General features: G+C 57.7%; 14 protein-coding genes and 1 pseudogene. 9 read left to right on the plus strand and 6 right to left on the minus strand.

From position 1 onward, the window contains the following. Nucleotides 1-23 precede the first annotated feature (23 nt). The 4 genes from gfa (at nt 24) to EAH74_RS14340 (ending at nt 5,010) form a co-directional block, all read left to right on the plus strand. Nucleotides 24-602 (plus strand): S-(hydroxymethyl)glutathione synthase, encoded by a 579-nt coding sequence (gfa, locus tag EAH74_RS14325; RefSeq protein ID WP_140679335.1) that lies wholly within the window; start codon nt 24-26, stop codon nt 600-602. Nucleotides 603-919: 317 nt separating this feature from the next. Then, entirely contained in the window at nt 920-2,344 is a 1,425-nt protein-coding gene (locus tag EAH74_RS14330) for a GGDEF domain-containing protein (RefSeq protein ID WP_140679337.1), read from the plus strand. Nucleotides 2,345-2,511: 167 nt separating this feature from the next. Then, on the plus strand, nt 2,512-2,886 hold the full coding sequence (locus tag EAH74_RS14335) for a GNAT family N-acetyltransferase (RefSeq protein ID WP_240050510.1): 375 nt from the start codon (nt 2,512-2,514) through the stop codon (nt 2,884-2,886). 264 nt (nt 2,887-3,150) lie between these two features. Further along, complete coding sequence (locus tag EAH74_RS14340; protein WP_140679339.1) at nt 3,151-5,010, plus strand: ABC transporter ATP-binding protein; 1,860 nt, start codon at nt 3,151-3,153, stop codon at nt 5,008-5,010. A gap of 117 nt (nt 5,011-5,127) precedes the next feature. Here the strand turns inward: EAH74_RS14340 and EAH74_RS14345 are convergent, their stop codons facing one another. Next, nucleotides 5,128-5,748 carry a cell wall hydrolase gene (locus EAH74_RS14345; protein WP_140679341.1) on the minus strand — a complete coding sequence of 207 codons (621 nt, stop codon included), beginning with the start codon at nt 5,746-5,748 and terminating at the stop codon, nt 5,128-5,130. A gap of 175 nt (nt 5,749-5,923) precedes the next feature. On the opposite strand from EAH74_RS14345, the gene EAH74_RS14350 reads away from it, so the two are divergent. Then, nucleotides 5,924-6,775, plus strand: a complete 852-nt coding sequence (locus tag EAH74_RS14350; protein ID WP_140679343.1) for a CAP domain-containing protein — start codon at nt 5,924-5,926, stop codon at nt 6,773-6,775. An 84-nt stretch (nt 6,776-6,859) separates the two neighbouring features. Here EAH74_RS14350 and EAH74_RS14355 read toward each other — a convergent pair. After that, a pseudogene (locus EAH74_RS14355) lies at nt 6,860-7,042 on the minus strand (hypothetical protein); the annotation flags it as partial. A gap of 331 nt (nt 7,043-7,373) precedes the next feature. Between EAH74_RS14355 and moaA the strand changes: the two are divergent. After that, entirely contained in the window at nt 7,374-8,372 is a 999-nt protein-coding gene (gene moaA / locus EAH74_RS14360; protein WP_140679345.1) for a GTP 3',8-cyclase MoaA, read from the plus strand. A gap of 369 nt (nt 8,373-8,741) precedes the next feature. Next, a complete protein-coding gene (gene chrA, locus EAH74_RS14370; protein ID WP_140679349.1) occupies nt 8,742-10,100 on the plus strand; it encodes a chromate efflux transporter in 1,359 nt (452 codons plus the stop codon). 79 nt (nt 10,101-10,179) lie between these two features. Here chrA and EAH74_RS14375 read toward each other — a convergent pair whose 3' ends face one another. Together EAH74_RS14375 and EAH74_RS14380 are read right to left on the minus strand one after the other, a co-directional pair. Then, on the minus strand, nt 10,180-10,968 hold the full coding sequence (locus EAH74_RS14375; RefSeq protein ID WP_140679351.1) for a DeoR/GlpR family DNA-binding transcription regulator: 789 nt from the start codon (nt 10,966-10,968) through the stop codon (nt 10,180-10,182). Between the two features lie 456 nt (nt 10,969-11,424). Next, the gene (locus EAH74_RS14380; protein WP_140679353.1) at nt 11,425-12,093 is read right to left on the minus strand and encodes an ATPase; all 669 of its coding nucleotides are present in this window, start codon (nt 12,091-12,093) and stop codon (nt 11,425-11,427) included. 400 nt (nt 12,094-12,493) lie between these two features. Between EAH74_RS14380 and EAH74_RS14390 the strand changes: the two genes are divergently transcribed. Beyond that, the gene (locus EAH74_RS14390) at nt 12,494-14,170 is read left to right on the plus strand and encodes an MFS transporter (protein WP_140679357.1); all 1,677 of its coding nucleotides are present in this window, start codon (nt 12,494-12,496) and stop codon (nt 14,168-14,170) included. Nucleotides 14,171-14,266: 96 nt separating this feature from the next. On the opposite strand, the gene EAH74_RS14395 is transcribed toward EAH74_RS14390, so the two are convergent. Together EAH74_RS14395 and EAH74_RS14400 are read right to left on the minus strand one after the other, a co-directional pair. Beyond that, entirely contained in the window at nt 14,267-14,689 is a 423-nt protein-coding gene (locus EAH74_RS14395; protein WP_140679359.1) for an HD domain-containing protein, read from the minus strand. Between the two features lie 65 nt (nt 14,690-14,754). Beyond that, nucleotides 14,755-15,126, minus strand: a complete 372-nt coding sequence (locus EAH74_RS14400; RefSeq protein WP_123367934.1) for a PH domain-containing protein — start codon at nt 15,124-15,126, stop codon at nt 14,755-14,757. A 199-nt stretch (nt 15,127-15,325) separates the two neighbouring features. On the opposite strand from EAH74_RS14400, the gene EAH74_RS14405 reads away from it, so the two are divergent. After that, a complete protein-coding gene (locus EAH74_RS14405) occupies nt 15,326-15,751 on the plus strand; it encodes a hypothetical protein (protein WP_140679361.1) in 426 nt (141 codons plus the stop codon). Nucleotides 15,752-15,809: the final 58 nt, after the last annotated feature.

Genomic DNA, 15,809 nt, shown 5'->3' on the forward strand with positions numbered 1-15,809 from the left:
CACCCTGAAACGGAGACGCCAGCATGAGCACCTTGAAACTTCACCCTGCACTGGACAATGGTATCCAACCCGCCGCCGCGAATTTCGCAGGTGGCACCCTGCAATGCCTGTGTGCAACCGACAAGGTCGAGGTCAAAATCGACGCACAAACGCTGCATAACCACGCGTGCGGCTGCAGCAAATGCTGGAAACCACAAAACGCGACATTCGCCGTCATCGCCGTGGTGCCTCGAGATAAGGTCAGCGTCATTGCCCACGGCGAAAAACTGGCGATTGTCGACGAAGCCGCCACCATCCAGCGCCACGCCTGCAAGCAGTGTCACGTCCATCTCTTTGGGCGCATCGAGAACAAGGACCATGCGTTTTATGGCCTGGACTTCGTCCACACCGAGCTTTCGCCACAGAGCGGATGGGCTGCGCCGGGATTCGCGGCGTTCGTGTCCTCCATCATCGAAACCGGCACACCGCCAGCGCAAATGAAGGCTATCCGCGAGCGCCTGCGCTCGATCGGCCTGGAACCCTATGACTGCCTGTCCCCGGACTTGATGGACGCACTGGCGACTCATGTCGCCAAACAGAAAGGCCTGCTCCCCGCCGCCTGATTGATCGGTCGCCGCGGTTCTTTTCCGGACCGCGGCGCTGCCTCTACATCAGGCAGATAACGGCCAGTTTTTACCTCTCACGACTGACCGAAAATCGCCGATAAGAACAATGAGACATTCCTTATTGATTTATTGCGTCGCGTGAACATTTTTACCCGCTGGTGCAGCAGAAATCGGGAAGGAGTCTAATATTGAATTGCCATAGATCGGTCCATCTCCTACCCGCGTAATGAGGCTAGGGACCGTTGGCATGCAGGCGGCTTTGGAGCCAACACCGGACCGGTGCTGGCTAAATAGATTCAAAATTGGAGGGAACCATGAGCAATCTCATCGCCACCGGCGAGCCACCTGAAGCCGTTCGCCTGATGGTCAAGGTTTACGCCTACTTGCTGCTCGCAGGGTTTGCGTTTGTTCCCGCCTATCTGATTGGCTACTTATACGTCTTTCAAGACCCCACCCTTATATTCGAGAACCACCTGTTCCATATATTTGCGATCACGGCAGCCACCTTGGCGGGCTTGTTTGTGACTTACGTCACGTGGCGCTGCTATCAGTCATCGGGAGATCCGCTGCTGCGATGGATGACGCTTGGTTTTCTCGGCTTTGTACTGATCTACGCGTTGCATGGTGCGTTCACCGGGCAAGCACACCACAATATCTGGCTATTCCTGCTTTATGGACCGGCCTCTCGACTGGTCATGTCGATTCTGCTGTTAATCGGAATGCTGTCGTACCACCGCCCACCTGATTCCGCGGACCAACGAATGAAGGCCCGCCCTTGGTTGACCTGGATAGGACTGTTCCTGCTGGTTGACGTAGCAGTGGCGTACGTCGCGAATTCACCGATCGCCGGCAATCTCGCGGTGCGCCTCTCGATGGAAGGTGGTGCCCTCATTCTTTCCACATTGACCGTGGTAATACTCCTGCTGCGCCGTATCCGTTCTCCACTGATGATGATTTTTGTCGTCTCGGTCACCGCGTTCGCGCTGTCATCGCTTGCCTTCATCCTTGCACGGCCGTGGAACCACATGTGGTGGCTCGCTCATGCGATCTTCGCCGGTGGGTTCTTCATGTTGAGCTATGGGGTCGTGCAAGCGTTCCTCACTACGCGGTCGTTCTCGAAGATTTACAGCCAAGAGGAGTTGATGGTGCGTCTTGCCGAAGCGATGGCGTATGCCGAGAGCGCCCTGCAGGAACTCCAGCGCACCAATCAAGAACTCGGGCACCTTGCGGCCACCGATCCACTGACTGGCGCTGATAATCGGCGTCGGTTCATGGAGCGGCTCGAAGTCGAAATGGGCCGGACCAAGCGTGGCGGTGAACCGTTCTCCGTGTTGGCACTCGACCTGGATAATTTCAAGTCCATCAACGATCGCTTCGGGCATCAGGTTGGCGATGACATCCTGAAGGATTTCGTGGAGAAATGCCTCGATTCGATCCGGCCGTATGACGGCGTAGCCCGAGTGGGCGGGGAAGAATTCATGATTCTGCTACCGCAGACTTCACTTGAAGGCGCGCATGTAATCGCTGAGCGTTTGCGAAGCACCGTCGCAAATAATTCTTTTCATGGCCTGCAGCGGTTAACCGTGGTCACCGTGAGCATCGGCGTTTCGCAATCCGGTCGCGACGGCGACACCATCGAGGCCATTCTGCGTGCAGCCGATCAACGCCTGTATCACGCTAAACACGAAGGCCGTAACCGTGTGGTCACGACCATCGAAGCCAGCCTCCAATCGCTGTGAAAGCGTCGGCACCGATACCCGGCTTTGCACCACTGCATTGGGCGTTATTCGATCTCCACATTTGGAGCGCTCCTTTCACAATGTACGGGCTGCGCTTGGCTTCAGATAGCACTGGATGCTCGAAAAATTCGTCTCAGTACTACAAGCGCCTTCGATGAGGATTTCTAATGACAAACCAATCCGCTTTCGTCGAGGTGGTTAAAGAGACCGATCCTATACTGCTCAGATCTTTGAATGACCTTCTCCCACAGCTTTCCAAAAACGCTCAAGCGATGACAATGGAAGATTTGAAGCAGATCGTGGATTCAGAGTGCTCCCATTTATTAGTCGTGAGAGCAACAAGTGGAGGAAGCATTTTGGGGGCGCTAACCCTAATTCATTTCCGTATTCCGACAGGCGTTCGTGCTTGGATCGAAGACGTCGTAGTAGATGCCAATGCTCGAGGCCAAGGGATCGGCAAAGCACTCATACAAGCAGCAATAGAAAAAAGCCATGACCTCGGCGCGAAAACACTGGATTTTAACATCCAACCCAGATCGTGAATCTGCCCATCGTTTATACGAAGGGGCAGGATTCTCGTTGCGCACAACAAAGGTTTACCGACATATCAAATGACGCAGGACCGTCCTGGATGGCTGCCGTCCTGGCCCCGCCGACTTGGACTTAAACGACGTCTGAGTTCCCCCACTCGGTCACCCAATTTCCAGGGCGACATACCAATAGCGCCATACCCGCCAATCCACAGAACCCTCAAGGCAACCTTTAAATGGCAGAATCTCCTTAACTTGATCGTTTCGGAGACCACCATGCTTCGCGCATTTGAACAAAGACTCGACCCCTTCCCGCCCGACGAGGTACCACCGCCACCCGAAGGCCTGGCTCGGTTCCTTTGGGCGTGCACACGGGGCGCCCGCGGCTATATTCTCGCGTTTGCGCTGCTCAGTGCCGGTGTGTCGATCTACGAAGCCTGGCTGTTTTCTTTCCTCGGTCAGGTCGTGGATCTGCTTTCTACCTGGAAGGCCGGCGGTGATACGGCTGCGCAGGAAAGTCGCGTGTTATGGGGCATGGGCATCGTAATGCTGACCAGCATCGGGCTGGTGGCGTTGCGGACCATGGTGCAGCACCAGATATTGGCGATCAATCTGCCGTTGCGGCTGCGTTGGGACTTCCACCGCCTGATGCTGCGGCAAAGCCTTTCGTTCTTTTCCGATGAGTTCTCCGGCCGGGTCACCACCAAGGTGATGCAGACTGCGCTGGCCGTGCGCGACGTGCTGTTCACCCTTATCGAGATCGCACCCGGAATCGGGGTGTATTTCATCGCGATCATCGCACTGGCCGGCGGCTTCGCACTGAAACTGATGCTGCCTTTCGTTGCCTGGATCGTGTTGTTCGGGCTGGCCATGCTCTACTTCGTGCCCCGCTTGGGGAAAGTCGGACAGGAACAGGCACATGCGCGCTCCTCGATGACCGGACGTATCTCAGACGCCTACACCAACATCACGACAGTGAAGCTGTTCTCCCATTCCAATCGTGAAGCGCACTTCGCGCGCGCGGCCATGGAGGATTTCAAGAAGACCGGCTTTCGCCAGATGCGCCTGGTCAGCCAATTCGAGATCGTCAACCAGGCGTTGGTGGTGGCGTTGATCATGGCAGCAGGCGGTTATGCACTTTGGCTGTGGCACCTGGGCGAAGTCGGCACAGGTGCCGTGGCGGCGATTACCGCCATGGCGTTGCGTATCAACGGCATGTCGCACTGGATCATGTGGCAAATGACCTCGCTGTTCGAGAGCATCGGCACCGTGCAGGATGGCATGACAACCCTTACCCGCGGCCCCAAGGTGCAGGATGCCCCGAACGCGGGCGTGCTGGTGACCTCCGGCGGGGCGGTAACCTTCGACAATGTGAGCTTCAACTACAATGGCGAACGCCAGGTGCTCGATGGCTTGAACCTGAACATTCGCCCGGGCGAAAAAATCGGCCTGGTAGGCCGCTCCGGCGCGGGCAAATCCACGCTCATCAACTTGCTGCTGCGCTTCTATGATGTCGACAGCGGGCAGATTCGCATTGACGGGCAAGACATTGCGCACGTGACACAAGACAGTCTGCGCAGCGCCATCGGCATGGTCACCCAGGATACTTCCCTGCTGCACCGTTCCATTCGCGACAACATCGCCTACGGCCGACCCGATGCAAGCGATGCTCAAATCCGCAGTGCCGCGGCCAATGCCCAGGCCGATGAGTTCATCAGCCAACTGAGCGACCGGCAAGGTCACTCCGGCTACGACACCTTGGTGGGCGAGCGCGGCATCAAGCTTTCGGGCGGCCAGCGCCAGCGCGTCGCGATTGCCCGAGTGATGCTCAAGAACGCCCCGATCCTGCTACTTGACGAGGCTACCAGCGCGCTGGATTCGGAAGTCGAAGTGGCCATTCAGGAAAGCCTCGATGAAATGATGAAGGGCAAAACCGTCATCGCCATCGCCCATCGGCTGTCCACGATTGCGGCGATGGATCGACTTATTGTCATGGATGATGGACGCATCATCGAACAGGGCACCCACACCGAATTGCTCGCTAAGAACGGCCTCTATGCGCGGCTGTGGCACCATCAGAGTGGCGGGTTCCTGGGTGAGGACCAGGGGGTGACCGAGGTTATGGATCAGGTATGAGCGTGAACGGCCCGAGATGATCTGCAAGCGGCTGCTTTGAGTCCGGTTGCAGCCAGGCCGTCCTGGTCTGGAACGAACAGTGACCAATAGCCGTAGACCTCGCTCATGCGAACATCCCTACTTCGCCGAGCCACCACGCGGCTTATAAAAAAGAAACTTCGAGGTCTCGGTGGTCTTGATGTATTTCCTGGCCCAAGCGGGTTTCACCTTCCTGTCGTGGAAATACATCGCGCCGTGGGTTCGATCGTTCAGTTGCTTGTTGAGCGCCTTGCGCGCGATTTCCTTGGCAATCGCGTATTGGGTTTCTTCCTGGACCTGATCCGAGCGTCCATCACACCACCACGAAAACTGACAATTTTTGCTTTCAGAACCTTGCTTGACCACGGCGCATACCGTGTCCGGAAAGCCCTCATGGCCCAGCCGGTTCATGACGACGCTGGCGACGGCTTCCATGTCGGCGGACGATTTGCCTTTGGATTCCCAATAGATGGAGCGTGCCAGACAGGTGATTGCATCGTCCATGGGCGACTGACCGGCCGGATCGACCGCCTGAGCCTCGGAGGTGGTGATGGTTTCGGACTTGGGCACCGGTACATCAGTGCCCTTCTCCGCGGCTTTCTGCTCAAGGACCACGGCCTTGTCCTCAGCCACTTCCTTTTTTTGCTCCTGCTCAGACGCGATGGCGTGGCCGGCGAGAAGGGTTATTGCCAAGCAGGTGGCTATCCAGATAACGCGCATGATCGATCCTTCGGACTGAACCGGAAGCACGCCGCACTGGCGACTTTGCTTGATTGTAGTTGCCTAAATTCATTCCAACAGACGGACAAAAAAACTGTCTTGGGGCGTGAAAAGTCGTTGCGCTCGCGGGGGTGAAATCGCGCATCATGGGCGCAGTCAGCTCAAGGGGATTTCCATGCGCTTCAAATCATCTGCTATGCGTCTTGCCACGTTGTCACTGGGAATGTTGTTCGCCGTGAATGCGTTGGCAGCCGACGAGAAACAACTGATTGATTCGATCAACCTTTACCGTAGCCAGGTGCAGCGCTGCGCAGGTCAGGTATCGCAGGAACTGCCACCGCTGGCCGGCGACCCACGGCTGGCGTTGAACGCCAACAGCGTCGGCAATCTACAGCAGGCAATGGCCAGCGCGGGTTATCCGATGAAGAATGTACAGGCGATCAGCCTGTCCGGGCCGCGTGATGCGCCATCGGCGATGAAAGCGATTCAGGAGAGTTTTTGCCAGATCGTGCTGGACCCGCAATTCGTCGATATCGGCGTCAGCCGCCAGGACCGTGAGTGGCGTATCGTGCTGGCGCGTCCACTGTTGAGCGCTCGCCTGGGCGACTGGCAGGCGGAAGGTCAGAAGCTGTTGGCCGAACTCAACATCGCACGCAGTCAGCCGCGCCAGTGCGGCACGCAATCCTTTGCGGCCACCACGCCACTGGCCTGGAACGCCACGCTGGCGACGGCGGCCGAGGAGCACTCCCGGTCGATGGCCAACAACAATTACTTCGATCACAAGGACCGCGATGGCCGCATGCCGGGTGACCGGGCTGAATTGGCAGGTTATGGCGGCGGGCAGATCGGCGAGACCATCGCTGCCGGCCAAGACTCCGTGCGCAAGGTGGTCGATGGCTGGGTGTCCAGCGCCGGTCACTGCGCGAACCTGATGAACCCACAGTACCGGGAGCTGGGCGCGGCGTATGCGGTCGATCCGAAGAGTGATTCGGGGATTTACTGGACGGCGATGTTCGGGGCGCAGTGAGTTCGGGACGACCGATAGAAAAAACCCGGAGCCCTGTCATGGGGCTCCGGGTTTCTTTTTGTAGGGGGCGTCAGTGGGTGCTTATTCCGGCGACTCGCCCCACGCGCAGCCAGGGCAGTCAAAGCCACCGTTCTGGTTGGTCTTGAGCATGGCGCGAATGTTTTTCAGGGCATTTTCACTGCCTAACCAACTCTTGGTAACGCTGATCAGCGCGCCCCAACCGGCGGCGGCGCCTTTATAGGGTTTGTAACGGTCGACTTGAGACATGGTAATTCTCCGTGACAATGCACACAGGCGTTGACCTGATTAAGGTCTTTGTTCGATTGACCGAGAAAGAATATGAACGGGGATTAAATATTGTCTAATCGCTATTTACGACTGCATTATCGAGGACATCTATCATTGTATTTTTTCGTTAATAATCAGTTGGTTGTACATACATAAAACAACATTAACCGCCTAAATAAATCCTTCATCGACTCCGTCGATCAGCCGGTCATTAATAGTGATTGGACGCCCACTCTAGTTGCTCTTAGCCTGCGCTCAACAACTCCGTTAATAGCGGAATACTCATGTCACGGATGCAAGCGAGGATGTCATGTCAGAGCGAGTCTTGATCGATGGGTTCTCCAGGCGTGTGGACTATCTGCGGATGTCTGTCACCGACCGCTGCGATTTCCGTTGCGTGTATTGCATGGCTGAAGACATGCAGTTTCTGCCACGCCAACGGGTACTGACCCTGGAAGAAATCTACCAACTGGCCGAAAGCTTCGTGGCGTTGGGTACCCGCAAGATCCGCCTCACGGGAGGCGAACCGCTGATCCGTCCGGGGGTGGTGCAGTTGTGCGAAAAGATCGCCGCCCTGCCCGGCCTGCGTGAACTGTGCATGACCACCAATGGTTCGCAGTTGGGCAAGCTTGCAGCGCCCCTGTTCGAGGCCGGGGTCAAACGGCTCAACATCAGCCTCGACAGCCTGGACCCGCAACGCTTTCGTGAACTGACGCGCACCGGCGATCTGGCGCAGGTCATCAACGGCATCGACGCGGCCAACGGCGCGGGATTTCGCCACACCAAACTCAACTGCGTGGTGATGAAGGGCCGTAACGACCATGAGATCAACGACCTCGTGAGTTTTGCCATCGACCGAAATCTCGACATTTCTTTCATCGAAGAAATGCCCTTGGGCACTATCCATGAACACAGCCGTGCAGAGTCGTTTTACGCAAGCCATCAGGTACGTGAACGGATCGCCGAGCGCTACACGTTGATCGAGTCCGCCGAGTCGACCCAAGGCCCGTCGCGCTACTGGCGTCTGGCCGAGGCACCGCAGATTCGTCTGGGGTTCATTTCCCCTCACAGCCATAACTTCTGTGGCACCTGCAATCGGGTTCGGTTGACGGTGGAAGGTCGTCTGCTGCTGTGTCTGGGCAATGAACACTCCGTCGACCTCAAGGCCGTATTACGCAGCCACCCCGGCCATCCCGAGCGCCTGGAGAAAGCCATTATCGAGGCCATGAAACTCAAACCCTATCGGCACAATTTCGAAGTGAACGACGATGTTCAGGTGGTTCGCTTCATGAACATGACAGGCGGCTGAACACAATGATCGTCAGACCCAAACCCAATCTGATCGGCGTCCTGACTTCCCAGAAATGCCCTCCGCCCCCAATCCAAAGTAGACGCAGAACCTGTGGGAGCGAGCTTGCTCGCGAAGAGGCCGGCACATCCAACATTGATGTCGACTGACAGACCGCTATCGCGAGCAAGCTCGCTCCCACAGGGTTTTCGGTTTTAGAACAATTCGCTGAAAGGTCCAATCGCGCTCAGAGGTATTCCCGCCGGTGACCGGAGGCTGAACCATGACGGTTCGGCCGCTTCAAAAAAAGACTCTGCGCCCGACTACCCAAACCAGTCCTTCATGGCTACTGTCTCTGGCTCTAGACGAATTTGAACAAGGAGTACCCGCTTGAGCCACACGCCCTCCTCGGTTACGGAACAGGAATTGCCAAAACCCGAAGCCATTACCCTGCGAGAGGCCTTCCGTTTCTGGCTCAAACTCGGCTTCATCAGTTTCGGCGGGCCGGCCGGACAGATCTCGATCATGCACCAGGAGTTGGTCGAACGCCGACGCTGGATTTCGGAGCGGCGGTTTTTACATGCCCTCAACTATTGCATGTTGCTGCCCGGGCCTGAGGCTCAGCAATTGGCGACCTACATTGGCTGGTTAATGCATCGGACGTGGGGCGGCGTGATCGCCGGAGCGCTGTTTGTGCTGCCGTCGCTGTTCATCCTGATTACGCTGTCCTGGTTGTATATCGCCTTCGGAGAAGTGCCGGTGGTGGCTGGACTGTTTTATGGCATCAAGCCGGCAGTGACCGCGATTGTGGTGCAGGCCGCTCATCGAATCGGCTCTCGCGCACTGAAAAACAACTGGCTGTGGGGGATCGCCGCCGCTTCCTTCACTGCAATATTCGTCTTCAACCTGCCCTTTCCATTGATTGTGCTGAGCGCGGCCGTCATCGGTTATGTCGGAGGACGCCTGGCCCCCGAGGAATTCAGGACCGGTGGCCACAGCGCTGCCAAAAAATCGTTCGGCCCCGCGCTGATCGATGACGACACTCCCACCCCCGAACACGCCCGTTTCAGCGGCTTGAAACTGCTTCGCCTGGCCCTTGTCGGTGCCGTTTTATGGGCGTTGCCGATGGGGATTCTCAGCGCATTTTTCGGCTGGGAAGGCACATTAACCCAGATGGCCTGGTTCTTTACCAAAGCGGCGCTACTGACGTTTGGCGGGGCGTACGCCGTGCTGCCGTATGTCTATCAGGGGGCGGTCGGCCATTATGGATGGTTGACGCCGACACAGATGATCGACGGTCTGGCGCTCGGCGAAACCACGCCGGGGCCGCTGATCATGGTGGTGGCCTTCGTCGGATTTATCGGCGCCTACGTTCAACAGGTATTCGGCCCGGATCAGGTTTTCCTGGCCGGCGCCCTCGCCGCCACGCTGGTGACCTGGTTCACCTTTCTGCCTTCCTTCCTGTTCATCCTCGCGGGCGGCCCACTGGTGGAGTCCACTCACAACGAACTCAAATTCACCGCACCGCTGACCGCGATTACGGCGGCGGTGGTCGGGGTGATCCTCAATCTGGCGTGCTTCTTTGGCTACCACGTTCTGTGGCCCAACGGTTTCAGCGGGCACTTCGACTGGCCTTCGGCACTGATCGCGATTGCGGCGGCCATTGCGTTGTTCCGGTTCAAACGAGGGGTTATCGAGGTTCTGATGGGCTGTGGGCTCGTTGGCCTGGCCGTGCATTTTCTGCGCTAGAGAAGGGTTGAGCATCAAGCCCGGACAACGGATATGAACTGCCGGGCGGGAAGAAGTGGCGTGATCCGGCAGCGATTGTTCACGCCTGCGCTTGCACCACCTCAATCCCGAGCTTTTGATAATCCCCGACATTGCCCGACGCCACATGGCGCTCGGTGATCAGGGTATGTATGCGCTGGCACGGCGCGACAACAAACGGCTCCACCGCTCCCAGTTTGTCGGCGGTGGTGACGGCAACGACATGGGAGGCGCTGGCGAGCATCGCCTGTTTGACCGGCACCTCGTCGAAGTGCAGGGAGCTGATGCCGACTTCCGGGTGAATCGCGCAGACACCGGTGAACAGCAGATCAGCCTTGATGCCCTCGATCAACCGCAGGGTTTCGTGTCCGCTGGACGACAGGGTCGCGGGATTGAGTTGCCCGCCCGCCAGAATCACCGTGATGCCTTTGTATTCGGCCAGGGTGATCGCGATCATCGGGGACGCGGTGACGGCCGTGATGGCAATGTCCGAAGGTAGCGATCGGGCGATCTGCAGCGTCGTACTCCCGGAATCGAAAATGACAATCTGGCCGTTGTGTACCTGGCGCGCGGCGAGTTGCGCCAGGTGGGTTTTCACCTCATCGGTTTCGCTGACGCGGGTGAAATAATCCTTGCCGGTGTCCTTGGGCCGCGGCAGTGCCCCGCCATGCACCCGCTGCACCAGCCCGGCAGTGGCCAACTCCGCAAGATCACGGCGAATGGTGTCTTCTGACACCGCGAAGTGCTGGCTCAGCTCGCCCGCCATGACCTTGCCGTCACGTTCAAGAATGAGCAGGATTTTTTGCCGGCGCAGTTGAGGGAGCTCGGCGGCTGAATGGGAGTCGTGCATGTTTTTGCCTGTTTTCGCGCGAAATTGCGTGCTTGTGCGAGATTAGCCAAAGCGCGGAATAAACACAAACCGCCGGCTATCAATTGTTTCGATGATTCAAATCAAGAAGCCGAATTTTTTATTTGTTTGTGACCTATTCAAGATGGCGCCATCAAAAATGTTTTGGATGAAAACTTCATGAACCTGAATTTTGCTTTTGCTTGCATGATCGTGGTCTCGTTTGCCATTGCGTTGGGGCACGCCTGATCAGCGGGAACCAAGGGCCATTCCCTCCCTCCTCCATCCAGAGTCGACTCATGCTGCGTTCCCTTGTATCGAACGGCGCTCTCGTCACGCCTGAAAGGCCGGATAGGAAAGCCGGCGCTGAAGATTATGGCGCGCAACGCAGAACCTGCCGGGACGCCCTCAATGACATCCGGCAACCTGACGGGTCGGCGATATACCGGGTAAATGAGGTCAGTTGACGGCGACCTGCCCCGCACTTCCAGCCGTCACCAGCGCCTTCAGCGATGCATCAAATTGCTTCAACGCGTTCAATTGCAGCTGGGTTTGTTGGTCGATTTGCGCGGCAATCTCCGGGGCCGCTTTGCCATGGACCCAGACCGAAGGCATCTGCTGTTCACGTGAGCCTTCGGCCTTGCCGATGTACTGCAGGTTTGAGTCGTAGAACTTGGCAAGGAAGCGCGCGTCAACCTGGTTGTTGTGCTTCGACACCAGACGGCTGTAGGTGTCCAGCATCACCACTACGTCAGGATGGGCTTGCACCAGCGCATCGAGGTTGTCGTAGACGGTCACCGACGCAAATTCTTTTTGCAGCGACCCCATGAGCCAGTTGATCGCGAGCTTCGGATCGGAGCTGTTGACGAAGGCGTTGCTGATGCGCGAATCCAGTGCAGGGTTCTTCGCGCCGTTCAACGCTACAGAATGGTACTGCTCAAGGTATTCGATCGTGTTGAGGGTGTTTTCGCTGTAAAGCACGCCCACGGATTGGACATGACGCAGGCCAGTGGCGCTATCGGCCATCGGTAGAAAGTGGCAGGACGGGTCGGACGCATATGCCGGCACGGTGGCGGCAACGCTGCCGGTCAATACGGCGACAAGCGCCAGTAAGCTAGACATTCTCATCGCGCAGTTCCTTCAGAGGCGATTGTGGTAGGTCGCTATCCTCCTCCGTTGCCGAAAAAACAGAACGTGCATTCCTTGATGGTGATTATTGATCAAACGAATGGTTCCGCCATGCTTTTGCGACTGAGGGAATCAGCAGTTCACGACGACCGTCCGGATGCTCGATTTGTTCACCGGTCAGTCGCAGGCGACGGTCGCTGAGGTAGTCGTAGCGTGATGGCGAGTGGATATCTGCGCGAAGCCGATTATGCTTCAAGAAACCTTGCAGCGATGCGAGGCCGTCAGCCTGTGTGCATGCTTCGCGCAATTCGTCATCCGATGACTTCAGCCCCAGGGCCTGGGTGCGGTAAAAAAGATAGTGAGGTACTCCGGCCTACAACAAGAACGACGGAGAAGACTCATGGCCGCAATCGACAACACTTCCACGGGCAGCGCGCCCCACCACGGGATCACCAAAGAGGAGCGCAAAGTCATTTTTGCCTCGTCCCTGGGCACCGTGTTCGAGTGGTACGACTTCTACCTTTATGGGTCTCTCGCTGCGATCATTGCCAAGCACTTCTTCGCCGGCGTCAATGAGACAACGTCCTTCATCTTCGCACTGCTCGCGTTCGCCGCGGGCTTCGCGGTACGCCCCTTCGGCGCCATTGTGTTCGGCCGACTGGGCGACATGATCGGGCGCAAACACACCTTTCTCATCACCATCGTGATCATGGGTATCTCCACCGCCGTCGTGGGCTTTTTGCCCGGCTACGCGACCATCGGTGTGGCGGCGCCGATCATCCTGATCAGCCTGCGCCTGCTGCAAGGCCTGGCCTTGGGCGGTGAGTACGGCGGCGCGGCGACCTACGTCGCCGAGCATGCACCGAAAGGCAAGCGCGGCTACTTCACTTCGTGGATTCAAACCACTGCAACCCTTGGGCTGTTCCTCTCGCTGCTGGTGATCCTCGCCTGCCGAACCATTCTTGGCACCGAAGCTTTCGAGGCTTGGGGCTGGCGGATTCCCTTCCTGCTGTCGATCCTGCTGCTGATCGTCTCGGTGTACATCCGCCTGCAACTCAGCGAGTCGCCGGTGTTCTTGAAGATGAAAGCCGAAGGCAAGTCCTCCAAGGCGCCGCTGACCGAATCCTTCGCCCGCTGGGACAACCTCAAAATCGTGATCATGGCCCTGCTCGGCGGCACTGCCGGCCAGGCCGTCGTCTGGTACACCGGGCAGTTCTATGCGCTGTTCTTCCTGTTGCAGACGCTGAAGATCGACCCGCAGACCGCCAACTTGCTGATTGCCGGCTCCCTGCTGATCGGTACACCGTTCTTCGTCATATTCGGCAGCCTGTCCGATCGCATCGGCCGCAAGGGGATCATCATGGCCGGCTGCATCCTGGCGGCAGTGACCTACTTCCCGATCTTCCATGCGTTGACCCAATACGGTAACCCCGACGTCTTCATCGCGCAGGAGAAAAACCCGGTCACGGTGGTCGCCGATCCCGGCCAGTGCTCGTTCCAGTTCGACCCGGTGGGCAAGGCCAAATTCACCAGCTCCTGCGACCTCGCCAAGACCGTGCTGGCGAAGAGGGCCATTCCCTACAAGAACGTGAAGGCCGAACCGGGCACCGTCGCGCAGGTCCGCATCGGCGACAAGGTGATCCCGAGCTTCGAGGGTACCGGCATGCCGGCCGCCGACTTCAAGGTCAAGAACGACGCCTTCGCCGCCACCCTTGGCACCGCGCTCAAGGACGCCGGCTACCCCGAGAAAGCCGACCCGGCCAAGACCAACTACCCGATGGTGCTGCTGCTCCTGACCATCCTGGTGATCTACGTGACCATGGTCTACGGCCCGATCGCCGCCTGGCTGGTGGAACTGTTCCCGGCACGCATCCGCTACACCTCGATGTCGCTGCCCTACCACATCGGCAACGGCTGGTTCGGCGGTTTTCTGCCCACGGTGGCGTTCGCCATGGTCGCGGCCACCGGTGATATCTACTACGGGCTGTGGTACCCCATCGTCATCGCCGTGATGACGGCCATTCTTGGCACGTTCTTCCTGCCGGAAACCAAGGATCGGGAAATTCATCACACATAAGACTGGCATCTGCCCTCTCCTGCCAGGGAGAGGGCAATCCAGAGACGATCAAACGGTCTACGCTGCGGGGCGCTATTGATCTATTTGTTCGGCTCGTCAGGAACGTAACACGCCAATCGCCCGCCGATATTTTTCAACGCGCTCCAGGTCTTCCCACGACGGCTGGGCGATCCGCGACAAGTCGCTGTTCTCTTCCAGATCCGCCAGTTTCACCACTCGGCCTATCGGGTTCTGCGCCGCGCGTTCAACGAAGGCTTCATAGGACTCACCCGGCACTTTAGTGACCGACTCGATGGCGGTCAGAACGGCTTCGCTGAAGCCTTCCTTGCGCAGGTCATCAAGGCTGATGCCGCAGTCCTCGACCACGTCATGCAGCACCGCGACGATGCGTTCTTCCAGCGTCGTGACCCGCAACATGACTTTCAACGGATGCAGGATGTAAGGGCTACCGCCCTTGTCGACCTGGCCCTCGTGCGCGGTGGCGGCGATGGCAATGGCGCGTTCCAGTGTCTGGCTCATGTCGTTCTCCCTGGGTAATCGGCGTTCGTATTGGAGCTCGCCGCAATGACCGTGAAAATCCGGGCTCAACCCAACAGATGCTGTGAGATGAGTTTGGAAATCTCGACCATCGACGTCCTTCCGGTGAATTCAAACTTCACTTTGCCCAGCGCCGAGAAGTAGATCTCCAGCTCAGAATCCAGGTCGAAGGTGCCCGAGGTTTCCACGGAGTAAGCGACGATGTTTTTGTAAGGCAACGAAGTGAAGTCTTTTTTGCTGCCGGTGATGCCTTGGACGTTGACCGCAATAATTCGCTTATTGGTAAACACCACACCGTCGCGCATGGATTTATAGGCATCAATGACCTGCTCGCCGTCCAGCAGCAGCGCGGTGACTCGCTCCGCGTACTCGTTGTTTTGCTTGAGTTTGAAAAAGCCTTTGTTGTTGAAATCGATCATCCGCCATCCCCTTCCTTAAAGAGTGTTCCCTGGATTGCCAGCGCGTGGCGCGGCGAGCATACCATCGGGCCTGCGCTTTTTGCCCCCCCTCCCACAGCGGATCTGAAAAACCAATGGAACCCCGCGCCTCATCGCGTTTTCGAAACCCTATCAGCGCTGATCTTTGATCAAACAAGGCGCCATTGGAGAGGAAATCCCGATGAACAGTAGACTGCTGTTTTTGCTGGCCAGCCTGAGCCCCACCCTGGTCATGGCTGAAGGCTGTGACGTGCTGACCCGCTCCCAAAGCCCTTCCGTGCCGGTGATCGAAACGCATAGCTGCTATGAGTACGAAGGCATGCCGGTGAACGCCATCGATTGGTCATGCAGCAACGAGAGCAAAGACATGCTGACCAGCACCAAGAAAAAAGTCGAACAGTGCGCCGATCATTCTCAAGCCACTTGCATCGCCACGTTGACGCAAGAATCGCTGGCCAACCCTCACTCCACCAGCAAGGACAAGAACAGCACATCGCTGAATATTCCGAACAATGCTCAGGTCACTACGTATTACTACGGCGCTGAGCATTTGGGTCAGGCGAAAATTGATTGCGAGTCGGGCGGTGGTCACTGGAAAGCGCAGTAGCCACCTCCGTTAGCCATCGGCGGACGGAGAACTAAAAAAGCCCCGTCCATTTCTGGCG

Source organism: Pseudomonas mandelii (assembly GCF_006438925.1).
Lineage (GTDB): Bacteria > Pseudomonadota > Gammaproteobacteria > Pseudomonadales > Pseudomonadaceae > Aquipseudomonas > Aquipseudomonas mandelii_C.